This window comes from Acinetobacter sp. NS-4 (genome assembly GCF_037402435.1).
Taxonomy (GTDB): Bacteria; Pseudomonadota; Gammaproteobacteria; order Pseudomonadales; family Moraxellaceae; genus Acinetobacter.
Map to the genome: position 1 here is coordinate 1 of NZ_JBBEUE010000025.1, position 16,285 is coordinate 16,285.

At 41.7% G+C, this 16,285-nt stretch carries 17 protein-coding genes and 4 tRNA genes; 14 read left to right on the top strand and 7 right to left on the bottom strand.

Annotated features, from left to right (window positions below; translation table 11 throughout):
• Nucleotides 1-106 precede the first annotated feature (106 nt).
• A complete protein-coding gene (tsf, locus tag WAE57_RS14820; RefSeq protein WP_086175303.1) occupies nucleotides 107-982 on the bottom strand; it encodes a translation elongation factor Ts in 876 nt (291 codons plus the stop codon).
• Nucleotides 983-1,121: 139 nt separating this feature from the next.
• Nucleotides 1,122-1,874, bottom strand: a complete 753-nt coding sequence (rpsB, locus tag WAE57_RS14825; protein ID WP_086175302.1) for a 30S ribosomal protein S2 — start codon at nucleotides 1,872-1,874, stop codon at nucleotides 1,122-1,124.
• Between the two features lie 208 nt (nucleotides 1,875-2,082).
• Between rpsB and map the strand changes: the two genes are divergently transcribed.
• From map to WAE57_RS14840, 3 genes are all read left to right on the top strand, one after another.
• A complete protein-coding gene (map, locus tag WAE57_RS14830) occupies nucleotides 2,083-2,910 on the top strand; it encodes a type I methionyl aminopeptidase (protein ID WP_337711161.1) in 828 nt (275 codons plus the stop codon).
• 532 nt (nucleotides 2,911-3,442) lie between these two features.
• Complete coding sequence (locus tag WAE57_RS14835) at nucleotides 3,443-3,862, top strand: hypothetical protein (protein ID WP_337711162.1); 420 nt, start codon at nucleotides 3,443-3,445, stop codon at nucleotides 3,860-3,862.
• Between the two features lie 290 nt (nucleotides 3,863-4,152).
• Nucleotides 4,153-5,379 carry a pyridoxal phosphate-dependent aminotransferase gene (locus tag WAE57_RS14840; protein WP_337711163.1) on the top strand — a complete coding sequence of 409 codons (1,227 nt, stop codon included), beginning with the start codon at nucleotides 4,153-4,155 and terminating at the stop codon, nucleotides 5,377-5,379.
• Nucleotides 5,380-5,489: 110 nt separating this feature from the next.
• On the opposite strand, the gene WAE57_RS14845 is transcribed toward WAE57_RS14840, so the two are convergent.
• Nucleotides 5,490-6,341 (bottom strand): DMT family transporter, encoded by an 852-nt coding sequence (locus tag WAE57_RS14845; RefSeq protein WP_337711164.1) that lies wholly within the window; start codon nucleotides 6,339-6,341, stop codon nucleotides 5,490-5,492.
• 295 nt (nucleotides 6,342-6,636) lie between these two features.
• Here WAE57_RS14845 and WAE57_RS14850 point away from each other — a divergent pair, with 295 nt between their 5' ends.
• Together WAE57_RS14850 and WAE57_RS14855 are read left to right on the top strand one after the other, a co-directional pair.
• A complete protein-coding gene (locus WAE57_RS14850; protein ID WP_337711165.1) occupies nucleotides 6,637-6,885 on the top strand; it encodes a hypothetical protein in 249 nt (82 codons plus the stop codon).
• A 147-nt stretch (nucleotides 6,886-7,032) separates the two neighbouring features.
• Complete coding sequence (locus WAE57_RS14855; RefSeq protein ID WP_337711166.1) at nucleotides 7,033-7,467, top strand: PaaI family thioesterase; 435 nt, start codon at nucleotides 7,033-7,035, stop codon at nucleotides 7,465-7,467.
• A 94-nt stretch (nucleotides 7,468-7,561) separates the two neighbouring features.
• Here WAE57_RS14855 and WAE57_RS14860 read toward each other — a convergent pair whose 3' ends face one another.
• Nucleotides 7,562-8,020, bottom strand: a complete 459-nt coding sequence (locus WAE57_RS14860; RefSeq protein ID WP_337711167.1) for a hypothetical protein — start codon at nucleotides 8,018-8,020, stop codon at nucleotides 7,562-7,564.
• A gap of 238 nt (nucleotides 8,021-8,258) precedes the next feature.
• On the opposite strand from WAE57_RS14860, the gene WAE57_RS14865 reads away from it, so the two are divergent.
• Nucleotides 8,259-8,334: transfer RNA gene (locus WAE57_RS14865), tRNA-Asn, on the top strand.
• Between the two features lie 159 nt (nucleotides 8,335-8,493).
• On the opposite strand, the gene WAE57_RS14870 is transcribed toward WAE57_RS14865, so the two are convergent.
• On the bottom strand, nucleotides 8,494-9,675 hold the full coding sequence (locus WAE57_RS14870) for a trypsin-like peptidase domain-containing protein (RefSeq protein WP_237787929.1): 1,182 nt from the start codon (nucleotides 9,673-9,675) through the stop codon (nucleotides 8,494-8,496).
• Between the two features lie 171 nt (nucleotides 9,676-9,846).
• On the opposite strand from WAE57_RS14870, the gene WAE57_RS14875 reads away from it, so the two are divergent.
• The 7 genes from WAE57_RS14875 (at nucleotide 9,847) to WAE57_RS14905 (ending at nucleotide 12,884) form a co-directional block, all read left to right on the top strand.
• Nucleotides 9,847-10,605 carry a Nif3-like dinuclear metal center hexameric protein gene (locus tag WAE57_RS14875; protein ID WP_237787930.1) on the top strand — a complete coding sequence of 253 codons (759 nt, stop codon included), beginning with the start codon at nucleotides 9,847-9,849 and terminating at the stop codon, nucleotides 10,603-10,605.
• Between the two features lie 153 nt (nucleotides 10,606-10,758).
• Complete coding sequence (locus tag WAE57_RS14880) at nucleotides 10,759-11,385, top strand: superoxide dismutase (protein ID WP_337711168.1); 627 nt, start codon at nucleotides 10,759-10,761, stop codon at nucleotides 11,383-11,385.
• A gap of 158 nt (nucleotides 11,386-11,543) precedes the next feature.
• A tRNA-Asn gene (locus WAE57_RS14885) sits at nucleotides 11,544-11,619 on the top strand.
• A 5-nt stretch (nucleotides 11,620-11,624) separates the two neighbouring features.
• Nucleotides 11,625-11,700 (top strand) — tRNA-Asn (locus WAE57_RS14890).
• Between the two features lie 252 nt (nucleotides 11,701-11,952).
• Nucleotides 11,953-12,204, top strand: a complete 252-nt coding sequence (locus WAE57_RS14895; RefSeq protein WP_337711169.1) for a hypothetical protein — start codon at nucleotides 11,953-11,955, stop codon at nucleotides 12,202-12,204.
• Nucleotides 12,205-12,307: 103 nt separating this feature from the next.
• Nucleotides 12,308-12,383, top strand: a tRNA-Asn gene (locus tag WAE57_RS14900).
• 54 nt (nucleotides 12,384-12,437) lie between these two features.
• Nucleotides 12,438-12,884, top strand: coding sequence for a DUF2726 domain-containing protein (locus WAE57_RS14905; protein WP_237787932.1), 447 nt, complete (start codon nucleotides 12,438-12,440; stop codon nucleotides 12,882-12,884).
• Nucleotides 12,885-12,962: 78 nt separating this feature from the next.
• Here WAE57_RS14905 and WAE57_RS14910 read toward each other — a convergent pair whose 3' ends face one another.
• On the bottom strand, nucleotides 12,963-13,211 hold the full coding sequence (locus tag WAE57_RS14910) for a hypothetical protein (RefSeq protein WP_337711170.1): 249 nt from the start codon (nucleotides 13,209-13,211) through the stop codon (nucleotides 12,963-12,965).
• Between the two features lie 152 nt (nucleotides 13,212-13,363).
• On the bottom strand, nucleotides 13,364-15,106 hold the full coding sequence (locus WAE57_RS14915; protein ID WP_337711171.1) for an FAD-dependent monooxygenase: 1,743 nt from the start codon (nucleotides 15,104-15,106) through the stop codon (nucleotides 13,364-13,366).
• 188 nt (nucleotides 15,107-15,294) lie between these two features.
• Here WAE57_RS14915 and WAE57_RS14920 point away from each other — a divergent pair, with 188 nt between their 5' ends.
• Nucleotides 15,295-16,182 (top strand): LysR family transcriptional regulator, encoded by an 888-nt coding sequence (locus WAE57_RS14920; protein WP_337711172.1) that lies wholly within the window; start codon nucleotides 15,295-15,297, stop codon nucleotides 16,180-16,182.
• Nucleotides 16,183-16,285: the final 103 nt, after the last annotated feature.

A 16,285-nucleotide genomic window follows, 5' to 3' on the forward strand; every position in this document is an offset into this window, starting at 1 on the left:
TTCCGAGTCAGGTATTATTCCAAGAACATGGTGTTGCACTTCAAATGCTAATCTAAGGCATAAAAAAAGCCCTCGTTAGAGGGCTTTTTTTGCAAATAATCAGAGATTATTTTGCAGCAGCTTGAGCAGCAGCAACTTCTTCAGCGAAAGAAAGTTCAGCTTTTTTCTCAATACCTTCACCTACTTCGAAGCGAACGAATTCAACAACTGTAGTAGCTGTTGATTTAAGAACATCAGCAACTTTCTTGTCGTTGTCGATTACGTACATTTGACGCTCAAGCACAACTTCATTCAAGTATTTTTCAACTGAACCAGTCACCATTTTTTCAACGATGTTAGCTGGTTTACCAGATTCTAATGCTTTCGCTTCAGCAATTTCTTTTTCTTTAGCGATAAGATCAGCAGATACGCCTTCAGCATTTACAGCAACCGGGTTGAACGCAGCAACGTGCATTGCAATACCTTTACCAGTCGCAGCATCACCGTTGTAAGATACAACAACACCGATTTTTAAACCGTGTTTATAAACTGCAAGGTTTTCGCCTTCAACAATTTTCGCACGACGTACTTGGATGTTTTCACCGATTTTTTGAACAAGAGCAATACGCGCTTCTTCAACAGTAGAACCATCTTCAAGTTTCAATTCAGCAATTTTAGCAGCGTCAGTTTCATTTGCAGCAAGAGCAGCAGCAGCAACTTTAGCAGAGAAACCAGCAAAGTTTTCGTCTTTAGCAACGAAGTCAGTTTGGCAGTTTACTTCTACAAGAATCGCTTTGTTGCCTTCTTGAACGATAGTGATTGCACCGTCAGCAGCAATGTTACCAGCTTTTTTAGCTGCTTTTGCTTGACCAGATTTACGAAGGTTATCAATCGCTAATTCGATATCACCGTCCGCTTCTGTTAATGCTTTTTTACATTCCATCATTGCTAGGCCAGTACGGTCACGCAATTCTTTTACCATGCTCGCAGTAACTGCAGTCATGTTATTCTCCTAAATACGGTAGAAAATGAATCTGTTCAACAAAAACGGCCCAAAGTGTTCTCTGGGCCGTTTTGCTTGCTTGACGCTTAATTTGCCACGATTACATGTCGCAAAAATGACAATTCTGCGTCAAAACGCATTAAGCCTCTGGAGCTTCTTTAGCAGCTTCTTCGCCTTTAGCTTGAGCATTTGCTTGTGATTGAGCGTACTCTTTACCAGCAAGGATAGCATCAGCCATAGCAGAAGCGTAAAGTGTAACCGCACGGATCGCATCGTCATTACCAGGAATAACGTAATCTACGTTGTCTGGGTTAGAGTTTGTATCAACGATACCGATTACAGGAATACCAAGGTTTTTAGCTTCTTTAATCGCGATTGATTCGTGGTCAACGTCAATTACGAATAATGCGTCAGGTAAACCACCCATGTTTTTAACGCCGCCTAAAGCACGTTCAAGTTTTTCCATTTCACGAGTACGTTCTAAAGCTTCACGTTTAGTAAGTTTAGCGAAAGTACCGTCAGTAGATTGAGTTTGAAGATCTTTTAAACGGTTGATAGATTGGCGAAGTGTTTTCCAGTTCGTCAACATACCACCTAACCAGCGGTGGTCTACATATGGTTGACCAGCGCGTTGAGCTTGTTCACGAATGATGTTAGAAGCAGCACGTTTAGTACCAACAAACAATACTTTGTTCTTTTTGCTTGCAAGATTGTTAACAAAGTTCAAAGCATCATTTAACGCAGGAACAGTGTGCTCAAGGTTGATGATGTGAATTTTGTTACGCGCACCAAAGATGTATTCGCGCATCTTTGGGTTCCAGAAACGAGTTTGGTGACCGAAGTGAGCGCCTGCTTGAAGAAGGTCGCGCATGCTTACGTTGTAATCTGCCATTTTCTTTACCTTAAAGTTTGGGTTAGGCCTCCATATATCCGCATTCTCCACCTTTGCAGGCACCCAGAGAAATGTGTCGATATATGTGCGGATTTTATTGCCCCATCGCACAAAGCCCGTGAAAATTTATTCACGAAAAAGCATTTGATAAAATGGGCGGCTATTTATACCATAGTCACACACAAATTTCCAAAAGTTTTTAAAGATCATGAACAGTACTTACGAAGCTCCCCGCCGTTTAATCAAAACACCTGAAGAAATTGAAAAAATGCGTGTGGCGGGTCGACTGGCGGCAGAAGTTTTGGATATGATCAAACCGCATATCAAACCGGGTGTATCTACCCTGAAACTGGATACCATTTGTCACGATTATATTGTCAATAAACAGGATGCCATTCCTGCCTGCTTGGGCTATGGTGCAGCGCCTGGTCGCCCGGCGTTCCAGCATGTGATTTGTACTTCAGTCAACCACGTGGTCTGTCACGGTATTCCATCTGCAAGCAAAATCCTGAAAAAAGGCGACATCTTAAATATTGATGTGACTGTGATTAAAGATGGCTATCACGGCGACACCAATATGATGTATATCGTCGGCGGTGAAACTTCAATTCTTGCCGATCGTTTATGCAAAGTGGCGCAAGAAGCCATGTACCTCGGTATTGCGACGGTAAAACCAGGTTCGACCATTGGTGATATTGGCAATGCCATCCAGAAATATGTTGAATCAGAACGCTTTGGCGTCGTACGTGAATATTGCGGTCATGGTATTGGCACTGTATTCCATGACGAACCGCAAGTTCTGCATTATGGTCAACCGAATACCGGCATGGTGCTTGAAGAAGGCATGACCTTTACCATTGAACCGATGGTAAACGGTGGCGACTGGAAAACCAAAATTTTAGGTGACAAATGGACGGTGGTGACCAAAGACCACAGCTTGTCAGCACAATATGAACATACCCTTTTAGTGACTAAAACCGGTGTTGAAGTATTGACTGCCCGTCCTGAAGAAGACTTGTCTCGTTTTAATGTTTAATTCTGCTTGGCATCTTGACTATAAATAAACATTCAAAAGGCTACATCTGATGTAGCCTTTTTTATTTTGATTCTCTTTTTAATTCTTCTAAGTAGGGTCTATTGACATTTCATAAATGGCTTGCGTTGTAGGCTAAAATTGAGCATGAGACGTATACGTCGCAAGAATGAAATGCAAAGAATGGTGGTTCCATTTTTAAATTTCATAACGAAGTCTGAGATAATTTTAGCCACAACTTGAGCAAGAACAAAGCACTGCTTTGTTTGCAGCGCAAGGCGCAGCTGGGACTAGCGTATTTTTTGATGCTACGTCGTTGTGAACTACGCATTTAGAATGACTAAATTTTGTATTTCACGCCTAGTATCATCTAAAAAATACGCGCAGTCGCAAACATAGAAGAATTGTCAACAGACCCTAATGTTTTTAAATTTTAATCTTGAGATATTTTGTCCAAAATCCATACAGCTCTGAATTGATTTTTCAGTCATTTCCACCATACTGAACAGCTTCGCAATTTACCTCAGAGATGTTCATGTCCAATTTTAGTAATGTCACCGTCACCCAGAATGATGATGAATCTGTATCACTGTTAATTGACCAGAAACCAATCTCTGAACGCTATGGCATGAAATTTAGTGCTAGCATTGTGGATGAGCTCAAGGCCTTGGCAAACGGTCAAAGTATGAAATTATTCGATCAGTTTGTATTTTCACATACCGATTTAAACTTTGAGCATAGCTATCGTTATGTGACTTGCATCCTCAAAGAAGAAGCAGGTTTCAAAGTGACGCGTAATTTTGTTTATACCATTACAGCCCAAGGTCAGCAGCCTATTGAACATGTCATTACCAAACAGGGTCAACCAATGACGACTGCTGATGTGCATGAGTTTATCAATAGCCATTTGCAAAAATCACTTAATGATTACACCGATTTAAATTATGCCTATTAATGATTCAATTTGATCATTGAAGCCAGTAAAACACTGCAATTCCTTCATAATATTCTCGGATTGCAGTGTGACCGTGCTCTATACAATATTTATCTCATTCATTTAAAATATTATTTTCTCGATCTACCAAGCTAATAAACCGTTCGATTTTTTATTATCATTCAAATAGTCTTTAACCAAAGCACCACACTTTTTTCAGATATCGCTGATTCTCTCTCCCCTTTTTGGCGCAATTTAGGCTAAGATAGTGTGCTTTTTATTTTTTAATCCCTATAAGAAGGAATACTGCCGTGGACGTACGTCTCTCTGATCGTGTAAATGCCATCAAACCGTCCCCTACACTTGCTGTTACCAATAAAGCTGCTGAACTTAAAGCTGCTGGTAAAAACGTAATTGGTTTGGGCGCAGGTGAACCAGATTTTGACACCCCACAACACATCAAAGATGCAGCAATTACTGCTATTAACAACGGTTTTACTAAATATACCGCTGTTGACGGTACTCCAGGTCTTAAAAAAGCGATTATCGCGAAATTTAAACGCGACAATAATCTTGACTATGCAGCAAACCAAATCCTGGTTTCTTGCGGTGGTAAACAATCCTTCTTTAACCTGGCACTTGCTTTGTTAAACAAAGGTGATGAAGTCATCATCCCTGCACCATACTGGGTAAGCTATCCAGACATGGTGATCATTGCTGAAGGTGTTCCTGTAGTTGTTAAATGTGGTGAAGAACAACGTTTCAAAATCACACCTGCTCAATTAGAAGCTGCGATCACTGACAAAACTCGTTTAGTGGTATTAAACAGCCCATCTAACCCGACTGGCATGATCTACACTAAAGCTGAATTAGAAGCTTTGGCTGAAGTGCTTCGTAAATACCCAGAAGTACTTGTTGCTTCTGATGACATGTACGAACCAATCCGTTGGGACGACGAATTCTATAACATCGCTACTGTTGCTCCAGACCTTTACGACCGCGTAATTGTGCTTAACGGTGTGTCTAAAGCTTATGCAATGACTGGCTGGCGTATCGGCTATGCAGCGGGTCCTGCTAAATTGATTGGCGCAATGAAGAAAATCCAGTCTCAATCAACTTCAAACCCAACTTCTATTTCACAAGTTGCTGCTGAAGCTGCATTGAATGGTCCTCAAGACGTTCTTGAGCCAATGATTGAAGCTTTCAAACGTCGTCACGATTTAGTTGTAAAAGGCTTGAACGACATTAAAGGTATTACTTGCTTACCTGCTGATGGTGCATTCTATGCATACGCAAACATCCGTCCATTGATTCATGCGAAAGGCTTAAAATCTTGCACAGAATTCTCTGCATGGTTATTGGAAGAAACTGGTGTTGCCGTTGTTCCTGGTGATGCATTCGGTCTAGGCGGCTACATGCGTATTTCTTATGCAACTGCTGACGAAGTACTTGTAGATGCGCTTGCTCGTATCAAGAAAGCTGCTGATTCAATCGAAGGCGTTGACGCTGCGATTGCTTCAATTGCTGCTGAAAAATAATCTGACTTAGCAATAAGTTTGATGAGAAAAACCCGCTCTTGAAGCGGGTTTTTTATATTTTCAGATATAAAGAATTATAAACAACACTAAAAAATAGCTAAAATTCTCAATTATGATTCCACTTTAAACGCTGAATTTGACACAGACTTATCACAAACAACCAGCGCAATTCCCACCAAAACAATCACCGCAGAAATAATAATTCTCCAGCTTAAATTCTCACCAATAAACAGCACACCACCTAAAATAGCTAAACACGGCACAGACAGCTGTACACTGCTGGCCGTCACACGGTCAATCTGCTTCACAATGCTATACCACAGTACATAAGCACCACTAGAGGCCAAACCACCCGACAGTATTGCTAAAAGTACACCTTGAGGCTGTACAAAGCTTTTCGTGTAAAACACAGCATAAGCCAGCAAGACAAAAGGAATAGCCATCACAAAATTTGCCAAGGTACTTGCCAACGGACTTTGCATATTCTTGCCTGCAATGCTGTACATCGCCCAGCCTATTCCCGAAAGCACCATTATCGCGGCATAACCTAAATGAGGTGCCGAGGCGCCAGGAAGTAAAAGAATTAAAATACCGATAATTGCAACGCTCAATCCAACACCACGTCGCATATTGATTTTTTCACCATGGCACAAGCCATAGCCAACCATGCTTAACTGGACTGTGCCGAATAACAGTAATGCCCCTACACCTGCATCAATATGCAAATAAGCCAATGAAAAAGCAATGATATACAGCGCTAGAAAAAATCCGTTTTTAATATTCCATCTTATTTTGGCTTTATACCCAGAAAGCATATAGAGCAGCAACAAAATAGCTGCACCGCTGCATACCCGAATCAGGCTAAAACTCATGGGATCAATCTGCTGTTCTGCCAGCGCCAGACGACATAAAACCGAATTCGCAGCAAAAGCCAGCATGGCAATCATGATTTTAAGCAACATGGTTGAGCGTCCCTATTCAACAGCATCGCTTAGATATAGCGAATTCCGCTTATGAAATCCATAAGGCTTTTCTACTTATGCTTATTCAATTCATAGATTAGCCAGCTTAAAATAGCACAGCAACATTCAGCTCACTAAGCACTTAAAATCGACGCTTAAGCTGCATGATTTCTTACTGTTCAAATCTAATAAAATACTTTCTTGATACATTTAACTTTTTAATACCTTTGTAAAAAGTTTCATTTAAACTTTAAAATACGTTCAAATAATGCAGATAGACAATCGAGGGCAGCACATGCGCTATAAAATTATTGATGTATATCAAAAAGAAAATATTAAACGCTATATTGCCAAGTGCTTAAAGTCCCGCTCGCCTCAGTTTATTATTATTGAAAGCCCGCAGACCCTCTGTCTGAATCTAGACATTATTGATGTTAACCCAAAAACATCAGTCACCACTTGGGCCACAGGCGAGGAAATCGCCATGAAAATTCTGCAGCAATTTGACAGCTTTGATAAAACTTATCTGTCTTATAGCTACTAAATAAATCAATCTATCTTATAAGCGCAAATTCAAATCCTATGGAATGGACTGAGCGTTCCATTTACACGCGTTGACGTTCAGTCTGTTTTTTGATTAATTGGTTTTAAGTTCCAAAAAGGAACCTAATTCAAATTAAGGACGAACAGAATGAATCCTCAACAAATGTCTGGCTTAGAAATTATGCAAGCAATGTGCGCCGGAACACTTCCAGCACCTTCAATGAGCGAAACCATTCCCATGCTGACTGAAAAAGTTGAACTGGGTGAAGTGCATTTTAAAGTCAAAGCGGATCAGCGCCATTTAAACCCGCTTGGCGGCGTGCACGGCGGGTTTGCCGCCACAGTCTTAGACTCAGTTACCGGATGTGCAGTTTTTTCCATGCTGGAAGCAGGCATTGGCTACGGCACAATCGATTTAAATGTAAAAATGTGCCGTCCAATTCCGCAGAACAAAGAACTCCTCGCAATTGGCACGATCATTAATATCAGTAAGAACCTGGGTATTTCTGAAGGGCAAATTGTCGATGAAGATGGCAAACTTTATGCTCATGCCACTGCAACTTGCATGATTATCCGTCCATAGCACATCCTGATCATTCAATGAGTATTGAATGATGCTGAGAGAGCTTAAGTCATTTCCTAAGCTCTTATGCTAATGCATGATTGTTTATGCATAATTAAACGGCTGATTTAAACGATTTTGTGAGTGCTGATAAAGACACTTCCGGACGCGAAGTTCCCTTATAGATACATAAATACTTAAATACGCTATCCAGAGAAACCGAGAGTTTCTTCTGTTCTGAAACAGACCAGACTTTAGAGTTATTGCGTCCCGATAAAGCACTACCATTTAATTGATACAAATACAGGTCATGCTCACGCTGCAAGGACTGCTTACGTCCCTTGGAATAGCTGTCCAGGAGCAATTGACAGGGTGAATCGATTAACCATTTATCACTAAACCACAACTGCAATAAATCGCCCAGATATAAAGCCTGAGTGCCCACAGGCCAGACCTGAATATAAGCATCCTCTACGGCTGTTTGATAGCGCTCTGGATCGTGAATAATTGAAAGGTAATTGTCTTGATAAAAAGATAAATTTGAAAAAATTTCGGCAATGGTCAGCGTATGCATTCGCTTTCTCCTGTTTAGCCATTTTAGTGCTGGCAAGTTGGTTTAAATCCACACTGTTTGAACTTTCATTCAAACGCTCTGTTATGAATTTAATCTAACAAGCCCATTTTGGCTGTGCAAGTTTTTTTAACATTTTCAATTTAGTTGTTTAAATAAAAAGCATACGGTAGAAAAATTAAGGAATCATGACACTTTTAGCTTGACCCCCTGCAAAATCTCCTTATAATCGCATGCAGATTCTCCAATAGCTCAGTCGGTAGAGCGACGGACTGTTAATCCGCAGGTCCCTGGTTCGAGCCCAGGTTGGAGAGCCAAATACGAAAAAGCCCGCAGCACTAAAGCGGGCTTTTTTTTGCCTTGATTATTTGTAACTCTGCTTTAATAACCATGAAAATCACCCAATAAAAAAGCGCATCGAAATGCGCTTTTTATCTATTTACCCCATCTCAATATTGATCAATCTAAAGATTGCCTTATTGCTGAGGTAAAGGAATATATTGTGAATTATTATTCTGTGCTTTACGTTCGGTCACCACCACATTCAGCGTTAATGGTTTCTCATCACGTACCACTTCAACGTTAATGCGGCTATTCGGGGCTTGCAACGCGACATAATTAATCAGGTGAGAAGCTGAAGTAATGAGTTCACCATTGACCTGAATAATCTTGTCACCTTTGTGAATACCCGCTTTTGCAGCCGGACCATTGGGCAACACGTCTGCAACCACCACACCATTTTGCTTAGGCTCAAGAATGTTTTCCTGTTGCACCGGCATCAGGCTAATACCCAGCCAGCCACGAACCACACGACCATCTTTCAAAATTGAATTCAGGATTTGCTGGCAAACCTTGGCTGGAATGGCAAAACCAATCCCGAGCGAACCACCGGATTGAGAGAAAATAGCGGTATTTACACCAATCAGATTACCCGCTACATCAATCAATGCACCACCAGAGTTACCCGGATTAATGGCTGCATCGGTCTGAATAAAGTCTTCATAGGTATTGATACCCAAATCCGAACGGTTGGTTGCAGAAATAATCCCTTGGGTTACGGTTTGTCCCACACCAAACGGGTTACCAATCGCAAGCACCACATCCCCGACTTCATTTCCACTCAATTTAAAAGGTAGCACCGGAAGCTTATCCAGCTCGATCTTAATCACAGCAAGATCTGAATCCGGATCTGTGCCAATCACTTTTGCAACTGCACGACGTCCATCATTCAATCCCACCACAATTTGTTCAGCCTGAGCAATTACGTGATTATTGGTTAAGATATAACCATCTGCACGAACAATAACTCCTGAACCCAGGCTATTTTCATTTGGTTCCTGACCAAATTGTTCTGGAACCTGATCACCAAAAAACTCACGAAATGCAGGATCATTTAACAGCGGATGCTCAGCCTTATTCACTTTCTGAGTAGTAAAAATATTCACCACGGCAGGTGCTGCAACTTTCACTGCTGCACTATAAGAACTGACTCCACCTGTTCGGTTGGTATTGACTAATGGCTCTACTTTTTCCACAGGCATTTTTATACCATCAGCCGCAACAGGTGCTTTGGGCTTTTGATTTTGCTGCCATACTAGAAAACCGAGAGTAACCAAAATGAGTAAAACCCAAGGTAACCACGAAAAGGTGCGACGCACGTTAATTTCCTCTAACAATATTTTAATTCGTTGATGACTAAGTAATTTATGTGTCATTGTAAAATGAAATAGAGATGGAAACATAAAAATAATTCAAGAGTTTTGTGATGCTTTAGTTACAATTTAAAATATGGTTTGATGAGATTAAATATTTAGGCTTCCGGGACATTTATGGCAAAGCTCAACGAGATTATTCAGTGGTGTGATCAGACCCTGAAATCACACGAATTTAAAGACTATGCACCAAATGGTTTGCAAATTGAAGGCAAACCCGAGGTCAATAAAATTTTGTGTGCGGTGACTGCATCACAAGATGCGATTGACGCAGCCATTGCACAAGGTGCGGACTTGCTCTTGGTTCATCATGGCTATTTCTGGAAAGGTGAACCCTACCCAATTACGGGTATGCGCGGCAAACGCATTAAAAGCTTAATTCAACATGATATCTCTTTGGTAGGCTATCACCTGCCCTTAGATTCACATCCTGCTTTAGGCAATAACGCTGCCATTGCTGACATTTTAGAACTTGAACAGATTGAAGCTTTAGATCCTGGCGAGCGCAACCCGATTGGCAATATTGGTTATTTAAAACAGCCCATGTCTGCCGAAGACTTTAAGCAGTATATATCGGAATGTTTAGGTTTTAATGCCATTCATCTTGCTGCGGATAAAAAAACAATCCAGAAAATCGGTTTCTGTACCGGTGGCGCGCAAGATTTTATTGGCAAAGCGGCGGAGCAAAACTGTGATGCCTATATTTCCGGTGAAGTCAGTGAACGGACGTTTTATGAAGCCAAGGAATTGAATGTGCATTATTATGCCTGCGGACATCATGCAACCGAGCGTTATGGTGTGCAAAGGCTGGCAAAAGCTATTTCAGAACAGTTTGATATTGAGTATAGTTACTTCGAATTAAACAATCCGATTTAATTCAACATGAGCGGTTTTACATTTTCTTTATACGTATAAATTCAGGCTTTATTCTGTATTGTTATTTATAAGCAATGCGCAATTTCCCTCAAGAATCTATTACAATAAAGCCACTTAATGTTAAAACCCAGCAAAATGCAAGGAATTGAAAACATGACAACGATTACTTTACCGGCACTTCCATACGGTTATGAAGATCTTGCTCCGCACATCAGCAAAGAAACTTTAGAATACCATCACGACAAGCACCACAACACTTACGTTGTAAACTTGAATAACCTGATCAAAGGCACAGACCTTGAAGGTAAAACTTTAGAAGAAATCATCACTGCAACTGCTGGTGATGCTGCTAAAGCTGGCGTATTCAACAATGCTGCTCAAGTTTGGAACCATACATTCTACTGGAACTGTATGGCTAAAAACGGTGGCGGTAAAGCGACTGGTGCTTTAGCTGCTAAAATTGATGAAGCTTTCGGTTCTTACGAAAAATTTGCTGAAGAATTTGCTGCTGCAGCAACAACTCAATTCGGTTCAGGTTGGGCTTGGTTGGTTGCTGACCAAGTAAATGGCAACTTATCTATTCTTAAAACTTCAAATGCTGATACTCCACTTGCTCACGGTAAAGTTGCTGTGTTGACTATTGACGTTTGGGAACATGCTTACTATATCGACTACCGTAATGCACGTCCTGCTTACATCAAAACTTTCCTAGAAAGCTTGGTAAACTGGGACTACGCTAACGCTAAACTTGCAGGTCAAGGTGCTGGCGTTGAAAAATAAGATTTGAAATTATTTTATTTTTCCGTTTAAAAAATCACCCTTTATGGGTGATTTTTTTGCTTTTGCATCCTAAACGAATATTAATAAAGCAAATGATTCATTTCTTTACATTATCTGGTTGACGACTTGAGTTTTCATCCCTAAAATGCGCTTCAGATTCTCCAATAGCTCAGTCGGTAGAGCGACGGACTGTTAATCCGCAGGTCCCTGGTTCGAGCCCAGGTTGGAGAGCCATCTATTCTTCCATAGCTCAGTCGGTAGAGCGACGGACTGTTAATCCGCAGGTCCCTGGTTCGAGCCCAGGTGGAAGAGCCAAGATTCTAAAAAGCCCACTCATGATGAAGTGGGCTTTTTTTATTGGTTAAATTTCGCTTCGCTTCTTATATAACCCATACTTTTTTAAACTTTTGGCTTAACTACCAGCCTCCAAATTGTTGACCATTCACCTATCTATTGTTCGCCGATTAAAATTTAGTTATGTTCATTCTAATAAAAAGACTTTAATAAAATTCTATGAATGCAACCTGGTTAAAATCTCTCATTTTTTGGATTATTTTGATTGTTGTCATGTTCGCCGTTTTTCAATGCAGTCAAAATTCTGAAAATAAAAAGCAGGCTTCCGCGCTCATGTATGAACGCTTATTTCATTGCACCCGTAACTTATCGCAAAAGAACCCAGATGTTTTAAAACACATTCAACAACAGCTCAAGCCTGAGCTCAGCCAAGCCGAGCTGATGAAATTGATCAATGAATGCCGTGCTGCAGAGCCCTTACAAAGCAAAGAAAATTATATAAACCTAATAAAAGCACTTAAATAATCAGTAATAAGTTTATTTTTAAAACATTCAATTCATTTTCATGGTTTTTTTAACCCTCAGCCCTTGACCCTGTACGCTGAGATACATAGAATGCGTACCAGATTCTCCAATAGCTCAGTCGGTAGAGCGACGGACTGTTAATCCGCAGGTCCCTGGTTCGAGCCCAGGTTGGAGAGCCAGATTCTAAAAACCCACTCAACTGAGTGGGTTTTTTCTTATATCAAGATTGTGCTGTGTTCGATTCAAGTCAATTCACTTTTTTCCTTATTGGTTGTATTGCCAGCCTAGCCTTGCTGACCCTTGTTTTTCAGCAACTGTTCAAGCCACGGCAAAAATTCTTTCCCAAACGCGTAATCACGCCTTTCGAAAGCAAGATGTTTATTCGTCTCAAAGAAACCTTCCCCCAACACCATCTTCTGGCTCAAGTGGCTTTTAGCGCTCTCATCACCAACAATAACTTTAAAATCCGTAACAAGTTTAATCGCAAAGTCACCGACTTCGTTTTGCTCAATCAAAAACTTGAGGTAGTCGCTATTATTGAACTGGATGATCCAAGCCATATAGGCAAAGAGCAGGAAGATGCCGAACGCGATGCCATGCTGCATGAAGCCGGCTATCAGGTCTATCGCTATACCGATATCCCCAGTGTCCACAGTTTAAAAAAAGATATTCTAAATTAATCTGTGCTCGCCATAAAAAAGCCACCGTATGATGCGGTGGCTCCAAATTCAATACAACAAGCTCAATGTAACGATGAATTATTTATTGCCTTGCTGGGTAGAAGTAGAAGATTCTACAGTCGCCTCAGAAGCGGACCTTTCTGCCGCCTCACGGGCTTTGATCCGTTCCAGCATTTCAGCCTGTTGCTGCTTATATTTCTGCTGGTTTTTCTCATCGCTACTGACTGCCAGATAGGCCATAGAGACAAGAAAAATCGGAATAAGTAGCCCAAGGCTCATCAGAATGATCATCTTTTTGGGATTCGGCTTCGACCCTGATTGCGACATAATCAATACCTGTCAGTTTATTTACACACTAAATTTACCGTCCAATATAACAAAACCCTAAACTGTCTCAACCACTTATCAGCCTAGTTTTTTAGATTCTTATAAAAAAAGCCGGTCGAAACCGGCTTTTTCCCAGTCAAAACCCATCAAAGTCAAACAGTAAGCTGAATTTTTAACAGTACCTCTCGTAAGGCTGCTTGATAATCAAAGTCAGCTTCCGGTTTGTCTTGCATTCGCCAAGCCACATAACCATCCGGACGCACCAGTACAGCCCCCGCTTCATGAATTTCAGATTTCTGGTTCCATGTTCCATAAACATCACGATATTCCCGGGAACCAATCTGAATCACATCCAGATAAGGCAAGTTCAAGGCATGCACCGCATTTTTCCAGCCTGTACCGGACAGTCCGGTCAACAAGCTAAAACGGCCGTGTCCCACGATATCCAAGGTTGATTGCTTCTGTCCTTTGGCATCAATCAGCCAGGTATGTGGCAGTTTTGCACCCGGGCGTGTCGTTGCCTGCAAGTAAAGCTGTGGATCTTGGGCAAAGGTTTCCGCTGTCACCTCGGCAATCATCGCATTTGAATCATAACGCTGATTCAGCTCTACCCCTTGAGCATTAAATTCGAAATGTTTAATTTCCAGGGCCTTGAATAATTTTTGACGAATCTCGGCACCAGTATCATCTTCAGCAAAAATTCGCTGTAACATCTCTGCCTGTGTCGTTACACCATGATCAAAACCAAAGACTTCTTTGAGATGCTTATAGTCAAAACGAGATTGATTGGCACGGGCGACTATCTGCTTGCCTACAGGTGCACGTTCGACCGTATAAGAATCCAGCAGGCTTTCTTTGGCCCAGCCTTTCACCGCATAGGCCAGTTTCCAGGCCAGGTTGAATGCGTCCTGCATGCAGGTATTTGACCCCAGACCACTAGAAGGTGGATGACGATGCACGGCATCACCACCACAAAATACCCGCCCTACCGAATATTCTGTGGCCCAGGTCTGATTTACATACCAGTAAGACAGTTTTTCAATTTCTACATCCTGAACTTCCGCCCCGACAAAAGCATTCAGGCGCTCACGTACCTGTGCTTCAGTCACCTGCGGCTCACCTTTGGAAATATCAAAGCCCCAACCCATAATCCACTCATTCCATGGCGTAATGGCACGCAACAGCCCCATCCCCAAATCACCAAAGCTGGCTTCGGGATTGACAATCCATTGCAGGATCGCCGGACGATGCTGCACATATTGGCTTAAATCCGCCTTGAAGGTCACATACACTGTACCAGCACGTGCCATGACGCCTTCCAGCGGCAGATTTAACTGCTCGACAATTTTAGAACGTGCACCATCCATACCCACCAGATATTTGGCCCGCAAGCTAAACTCGGTATTGGTAATCCGGTTTAGAAAAGTTGCCGTCACACCGTGTTCATCCTGAGTATGAGACAGATATTCGGTATTAAAGTTATAAATCGCACCGCGTTCGGCGGCATTCTTTGCTAACAATGCTTCCATTTTAGGCTGGATCAAATCTACCAGCGGACATGGACTGCCTTTGACATAATCGCCATGTCGCTCATCCCCAGTACCCCAGGCGCTAAGACGGGCTATTTCTTCCCCGACCAGACTAGTAGTAATCAGGCTTTCTCCCATCTGTTCCCAAGGCGTGGCAATCTGCTTGACCTGTTCTTCTACGCCGAGATCGCGCAACACTTCCATGGCACGCTGATTGGTAATATGTGCACGTGGACTGTTGGCCAGCCAGCTAAACTGGGTAAAAAGCTGGACTTTAATGCCATAATTGGCCAATGCCAGTCCCAAGGTTGACCCAGCAGGACCTGTTCCTACCACCAGCACATCCGCATCAAATTGCTCAGACATCACATACTCCTTTTCCATGCTACCCTTCAGCTGTCTGATCTCAGTGTATGCAACATCCTTATTTTACAGAACACCCATAGGCTTAAACTATGGTTGCATAGCTTCTAAGTCTGTTACATTTCATAATCGTATTCGCAGTATCAGCATAGGATGAAGCTGCGCAATCGGGTTTAAACGTGCGGTCAGTTATGGAATTACGTCATTTAAGATATTTTGTCAGTGTGGCCCAGCAAGGCAGCTTCACCAAAGCTGCTGAAAAGATGTTTACTGCCCAACCCTCATTAAGCCAGCAGATTAAAGATCTGGAAGAAGAAGTTGGAGTATTACTATTTGATCGCTCCTCTAAAAAAATCTGTCTGACCGATGAAGGTGAAGCCTTTTTACCTTATGCACAGAATGCACTGGAAAATGCCCAGCTAGCTATCTCTGCTGCACGTCAGGTCGCCTACAATAAAAATAACCAGATTTATATTGGCTTTTTAAATGTGGCAGAACTGAAGGTCATGCCGTTAATTCTAGACAAACTCAAGCAGCAAATTCCGGATCTGCACATTCATGTGCAAAGCCTGACCTGTCTTGAACAGATTCAGCGTCTAAAAAATGCTGAACTGGATCTGGCCTTTACCCGTTACGCCATTCAGCATGATGATTATGAAAACCTGTGCCTACTGACTGAAAAAATCTATGTCGTTGCAGCAGTAAAATTACATCCTTCCAAACATCAAATCAGTCGTGAATACTTGAGCAAACAGAACATCATCATGTGCGAGCAAAGTGCCTCACCGGTGTTCTATGAAAAGATCAATCAGCAATTACAGCTTAAATATCTACAGCATCATCAGATGCTTTGGGTGACCAATGTCCTGCAACATATCAACATGATCAATATGGGCATGGGCTTTAGTTTCGTTCCGGAATATCTGTTGAAATTTCTAGGCGATCATGTGCAGGTGGTGGCGACCGAATTTGAGCTTCCTACCTTGCAGCTGTATGCCAGTTTTAGAAAAAACTCAAAAAATGCAGCATTACAGTTGATTACGCAGGAATTGAAGATGCAAATTCAGTTGGAAGAATGATGGAAACATCTGCCGACAATAAAAAAGTATCCATATGGAGAGTGCTATCTCATAATTTGAATTTTATTTCAGCACTGTATTAACATGATGACTTATTACTTCT

What these genes read in the sequence shown, in the direction of transcription:
- WAE57_RS14915 (WP_337711171.1), bottom strand. Translation starts at nt 15,106, where the DNA reads ATGTCTGAGCAATTTGATGCGGATGTGCTGGTGGTAGGAACAGGTCCT.
- WAE57_RS14860 (WP_337711167.1), bottom strand. Translation starts at nt 8,020, where the DNA reads ATGCATACGCTGACCATTGCCGAAATTTTTTCAAATTTATCTTTTTAT.
- WAE57_RS14920 (WP_337711172.1), top strand. Translation starts at nt 15,295, where the DNA reads ATGGAATTACGTCATTTAAGATATTTTGTCAGTGTGGCCCAGCAAGGC.
- WAE57_RS14850 (WP_337711165.1), top strand. Translation starts at nt 6,637, where the DNA reads ATGCGCTATAAAATTATTGATGTATATCAAAAAGAAAATATTAAACGC.
- tsf (WP_086175303.1), bottom strand. Translation starts at nt 982, where the DNA reads ATGACTGCAGTTACTGCGAGCATGGTAAAAGAATTGCGTGACCGTACT.
- WAE57_RS14835 (WP_337711162.1), top strand. Translation starts at nt 3,443, where the DNA reads ATGTCCAATTTTAGTAATGTCACCGTCACCCAGAATGATGATGAATCT.
- WAE57_RS14910 (WP_337711170.1), bottom strand. Translation starts at nt 13,211, where the DNA reads ATGTCGCAATCAGGGTCGAAGCCGAATCCCAAAAAGATGATCATTCTG.
- WAE57_RS14880 (WP_337711168.1), top strand. Translation starts at nt 10,759, where the DNA reads ATGACAACGATTACTTTACCGGCACTTCCATACGGTTATGAAGATCTT.
- map (WP_337711161.1), top strand. Translation starts at nt 2,083, where the DNA reads ATGAACAGTACTTACGAAGCTCCCCGCCGTTTAATCAAAACACCTGAA.
- WAE57_RS14855 (WP_337711166.1), top strand. Translation starts at nt 7,033, where the DNA reads ATGAATCCTCAACAAATGTCTGGCTTAGAAATTATGCAAGCAATGTGC.
- WAE57_RS14875 (WP_237787930.1), top strand. Translation starts at nt 9,847, where the DNA reads ATGGCAAAGCTCAACGAGATTATTCAGTGGTGTGATCAGACCCTGAAA.
- WAE57_RS14895 (WP_337711169.1), top strand. Translation starts at nt 11,953, where the DNA reads ATGTTCGCCGTTTTTCAATGCAGTCAAAATTCTGAAAATAAAAAGCAG.
- WAE57_RS14845 (WP_337711164.1), bottom strand. Translation starts at nt 6,341, where the DNA reads ATGTTGCTTAAAATCATGATTGCCATGCTGGCTTTTGCTGCGAATTCG.
- rpsB (WP_086175302.1), bottom strand. Translation starts at nt 1,874, where the DNA reads ATGGCAGATTACAACGTAAGCATGCGCGACCTTCTTCAAGCAGGCGCT.